Annotated in this window: 3 protein-coding genes and 1 pseudogene; 1 reads left to right on the top strand and 3 read right to left on the bottom strand. The window is 37.6% G+C overall.

Going from position 1 to position 4,953, the window contains the following annotated elements; all coding sequences use genetic code 11:
- Positions 1-282 precede the first annotated feature (282 nt).
- From gltX to LPKJCM_RS11790, 3 genes and pseudogenes are all read right to left on the bottom strand, one after another.
- Positions 283-1,818, bottom strand: coding sequence for a glutamate--tRNA ligase (gltX, locus tag LPKJCM_RS11800; RefSeq protein WP_057962092.1), 1,536 nt, complete (start codon positions 1,816-1,818; stop codon positions 283-285).
- A 44-nt stretch (positions 1,819-1,862) separates the two neighbouring features.
- A complete protein-coding gene (gad, locus tag LPKJCM_RS11795) occupies positions 1,863-3,302 on the bottom strand; it encodes a glutamate decarboxylase (protein ID WP_057962091.1) in 1,440 nt (479 codons plus the stop codon).
- A 23-nt stretch (positions 3,303-3,325) separates the two neighbouring features.
- A pseudogene (locus LPKJCM_RS11790) lies at positions 3,326-4,723 on the bottom strand (amino acid permease); the annotation flags it as partial.
- A 56-nt stretch (positions 4,724-4,779) separates the two neighbouring features.
- On the opposite strand from LPKJCM_RS11790, the gene LPKJCM_RS11785 reads away from it, so the two are divergent.
- A partial coding sequence (locus LPKJCM_RS11785) for a transposase (RefSeq protein ID WP_133057578.1) occupies positions 4,780-4,953 on the top strand: 174 nt, incomplete at its 3' end.

Genomic DNA, 4,953 nt, shown 5'->3' with positions numbered 1-4,953 from the left:
TCCTGGTTTCTCAGTTTAATGTTTATAACGAGAAGTCTCTGAAGCGGATCCACCGAGGATTCAAAGGACTCCAGGACACCTTGGAAGCATCATTTATTTAAGTTAGATACATATTATATGTACGAAGGCATTTCATTTACACAAGATTCTTGACGCTACCTTAATTCCACGTTCGAGTATATTGAATGAATATGAATTCAAGGAGCACATATTCGCCACACAGCAAAAAAGCCTAACATTACAGCTTTTGCTGTGCGCACGTTAGGCTTTTCATAACGGTAATTATGAATATTGAACCGAACTGTCTTGAAGATAGTTAATTGAATTGTTTAACAGTTTCAAAATGGTACTGTATGAGTAAAGATTCATAATTTCATTAATTTGTGGTGCTGATTGATTTCCAGTAAATGAAATGTTTAGTGGGAAGTACAACTTTCGTCCTGAAATACCAGTCTCCGCACTCACCATGTCAATCATTTTCTTGAAATCAACTTCATCATCAGGGCTGTCTTTTAGCTTTTTAATTTTATCACTTAAGGTGTTCAACACTGATAATGTATCACCCTTTGAAAGTTTATCAAGCTTACTGAGATCCATATGCTGATCACAAACATTAGCATAAAAGCCAATATGTTTCATGATATCCGTAAGTTTATAAGACTCATTTTGATAAATCTTAGTAACCTGATAAATAAATTCTCTCAAATTAGTAAGCGATAGTTTTTGCAATTTCTTTGCAATTTCGGTTTCGCCTTCATTGATTAACTCAGTAATTTTGTCTACCAAGTCATCTACTGTATCTTTTCGAATGTATTCTGCATTCATCCAATCCAACTTATCTTGATTAAAATATGCTGGTGATTTCGACATTCGATCTGGGTCATATCGCTTGATCAATTCATCCCTTGAGAAGATTTCATCTTCGCCAACAGGTGACCAACCCAGAAATGCAATAAAGTTAAAGATTGCATCACTTAGATAGCCTTGACGCTTGTACTCACTAATAAATTGAAGTGTGTCCTTATCTCGTTTACTTAATTTTTTCCGAGTCTTTGGATTGTAAATCAAAGAAATGTGACAAAAGTTTGGGTGAGTCCATCCCAAAGCTTCATAAATCGCAATTTGCTTTGGTGTATTGGCAATATGATCATCGCCACGAAGGACATGAGTGATATCCATTAAATGATCATCAACTACAACTGCAAAATTATAGGTTGGAATACCGTTACTTTTTTGAATAATGAAGTCACCGCCCATGTTATCACTGTCAAAGGAAACATGACCCTTTGCAATATCATTCCATGAATAGGTGTAATGCGGTGGTAAATGAAGTCTTACACTCGGTGCTAATCCAGACGCAGCAGCTTTCTCTTGATCCTCAACACTTCGACCATACCATCTGCCATCATAATGAGGCGCTTCACCATGAGCCTTTTGCACATTACGCATTTCTTCAAGCTCGTCCTCAGTTGTGTAATCTTTATATGCAACGCCCTCCTTCAGTAACTTTTCGATATATTTAGAATAAATCTCCGTTCTTTCAGATTGACGATATGGTGCATACTTTGGATTAGGTTTATCTGCACCCTCATCCCAATCAATTCCTAGCCACTTTAGATTATCTTTTTGACTTTCTTCCCCATGCGGAACATTTCTTTTTGAATCGGTATCTTCAATTCTCAACACCATCGTTCCATTGAAATGACGGGCAAAAAGATAATTAAATAACGCTGATTGTGCATTTCCAATGTGTAAAAATCCCGTTGGACTTGGTGCATACCTCACCCTCACATTTTTATGATTATCTTCATTATTCATGATCAACTCATTCCTCCACTGGATACATATTGTTATATTATCGTTTATTTTGTCACCCTATGTTGAACCGTATTCTGATCAACAGAAATATTTTGTGATGCTGGGTGTTCTTTATTTAAATCATTAATTGCTAAATGCAAATCATCGATGAAATCATCGGCAATTGTCATTGTCATCGAAGGACGTACAACAATTCTACTAATAGTTGTATCATCACGATTCTTCGGAAGAGGATATGCAGGTACTTGCCAACCATGCTTTGTAAGTTCTGATTCCAAATCATATAATGTCCAGCCAACATTAGCATCATCGGCTAATTTCCAGCAATTAATCGGCAACTGTGAACCGTCATTTACAATCTCAAAGATGCCAAACTGCTTTAATTCATCAGTCAACTTCAAGGATACTTTACGTACGTTATTCATAATAGCTTTAAATCCGTTAACACCAAAGCGAATAAAGTTATAGTATTGAGCAACAATGTGTGCACCACTGTGTGAAAAGTTAATGGCAATTGAATCAACAGTTTTGCCAAGGTACGGAACCTGGAATCGCATTTCTTTAGGCAAATAATCGTAATTGTTCTTCTTCCATACAATCCAACCAATGCCTGGGTAAACCATTCCGTATTTGTGTCCAGAAACGTTAATCGAAACAACATTCTTCAAACGGAAGTCCCAAGGTTTAAAGCCATCAACAAACGGTGCAAACAGTCCACCAAATGCTGAATCAACGTGAATTCTTAAAGGTAATAGCGCCGTCTTATTATATTCAGAAACCAACTTATCCAATTTCTGAATATCATCAACAGCTCCGGTATAGGTAATTCCTTGAATACCAACAATACCGATTGTGTTTTCATCGACATAATCCATTACATGGTCCATATCCATTGACATGTGTTCACCATCAATAGGTACTTGACGTAACTCAACATTCCAATAAGTACAGAACTTTTCCCATACAACCTGATAACCAGACATAATAACCAAATTTGGTTTGTGTGTATGAAGATCATCGATATCAAAACCGGCATCCTTTGCTCTGTGCTTCCATCCAAGCAAAAGTGACAATCCGCCTAACATGCATCCTTCAGAGGAGCCAACAGTTGACGTGCCAATAAAGTCTTTGTACATCTTTTGACCATCTGGTACCCCCCAAAGGTGAGCAAGAAATGATACACAATAGTTTTCCATAGCAGCTGTTTTGGGATATTCCGACTTATCAATTGCGTTTGTATTTAAAGCACTTAACATTAATTTGTCAGCTTGGGGTTCCATTTCAGTTGTGCAGAATGTTGCCAAATTCTGATCTGCTTTTGCTTCATTTAGTCGGTAATGCTGGACAAGCTGCGCAGCAACATCTGGTGCCATTGGATGTTCTGGCATCGTATCAGTAGGCAATGACATACCAGATTCAATACTACTCAAAAAGTTTTTTTCTAGATCTACTCTGTCTAAGTTCTGTTCATCGTTATTTGTCATAATGTTGTGCGACCTTTCTTCTATTAATGTGACGACTTATTATCATGAGTTCCAGATACATCATGTGCCGTTTGAGAACCAGCAGGAAGAATGTTTTTTTCCTCCTTGGAAAGCTCCTGTGCAACAGGAATTCCCAATTCTCCAGCCCACTTCTTGTGATATCGATAAAGAACAAACGGAATGAATACCACAATCACAAATGCAATTCCGAGCAAAAGTAAATACGTCCGTTGTGCTGAAGGTGCAAGTTCTGCAGGTGGGAAAAATGTGATAACAAACCCAAATGCCGACAAAACAAGACCAAGCACGCCATATATTTTTCTGAATAATGAACTGTTCGCTGCCAAAAATGTTCTGTTCAATTCTTTATGCTTGAATTGAAGTACCAAATAGCTCGCAAAAAGTAATACATACATCAGCGTATAAAGAGCAACGGTCAAACTAATGGCAGTTTGGAAAGAAAGATTTGATGAATTCTTTCCTGAACCAAACGTTAGTAATGCTCCCATAGCTGAAACAATTAAACCTTGTAAAATCATGACATTCGTTTCAATTCCATATTTATTTGCTTTTGAAAATCTTGGTGGTAAGAAGCCGGATTTTGCTGCTTCAAACATTCCTGCATTTGGACCAACAACCCAACTGCTTATTTCGCCAAGGACACCGACTGCCAAAAGGAAGCCAGTTACTTTTTCAACGATTACAACGCTAATTCCAAATTTTTCTACCAGCTCACCGTACGCGTAGACAATTCCATCACTTAATTGAATTTTATCTGCGGGAATCGTACCAGCAATTGCCATACTTCCGATAATATCTGAAGCGATTGCACAAATTGCCAAGGCAATCATAACCTTTGGATAAACTCGTGGATTTTTTAAATTCTTTACATGAGGTGCTGAACCTTCTGCGCCAGCAAAGACAAGCATGAATGGAACAAATCCAACTAAAACATTTCCGCTCCAACTCTTAGGTAATAAGGTATGCATGTTAATATTGATCAGCATTGGATTACCTTGTAACAAATAGATAACGAAGATAATTAAAAGGAAAAATACCGGAATGATAACACCAAGGCTGAAACACCATTGTGCAATTTTACCTGTAACAGCTGTTCCATGCTGCTGCGCAAAAATTAATCCCCACAAAATTACCATCATTAACATGAACTTGATTGCCGGATTATTATTGATAATCGGCATATCAAATGAAATTGATAGGCATCCAATGATGAAGAACATCATTGTATTCATTCCAACCGTAATATGAATCCATTGGTAGAATAATGCTGCCCATCCGGTCTTTTCACCTAGCATATTTCTAGCCCAAGTAAAGATTCCACCTTTACTCCAACCATCAATTGATGCCATTTCACCAGATGCCCGTGTTACTGGGATAAACCATAGAACACCTGCTAAGAAGCTGTCCAAGATCTATGATTTTTGATATACTTCTATGTAAAAAGCGAGTTTAAGCTATGAAAAATTATCCCAGCAATATTACTCGGCAACAATTTGAATTAATTCGACCAGCTTTAGAAAATTTTCGTAAGCGAACTAAGCCTCGAAAATATGACCTCTACGAGGTCTTCTGTGCGGTCCTATATGTCTTGAAAACCGGTTGCCAATGGCGTCAAGTCCCCGGTGATTTC

Source organism: Lentilactobacillus parakefiri, from assembly GCF_002157585.1.
In the GTDB taxonomy this organism is placed as follows: Bacteria; Bacillota; Bacilli; order Lactobacillales; family Lactobacillaceae; genus Lentilactobacillus; species Lentilactobacillus parakefiri.
This window is presented reverse-complemented; position numbering and strand designations above follow the sequence as displayed.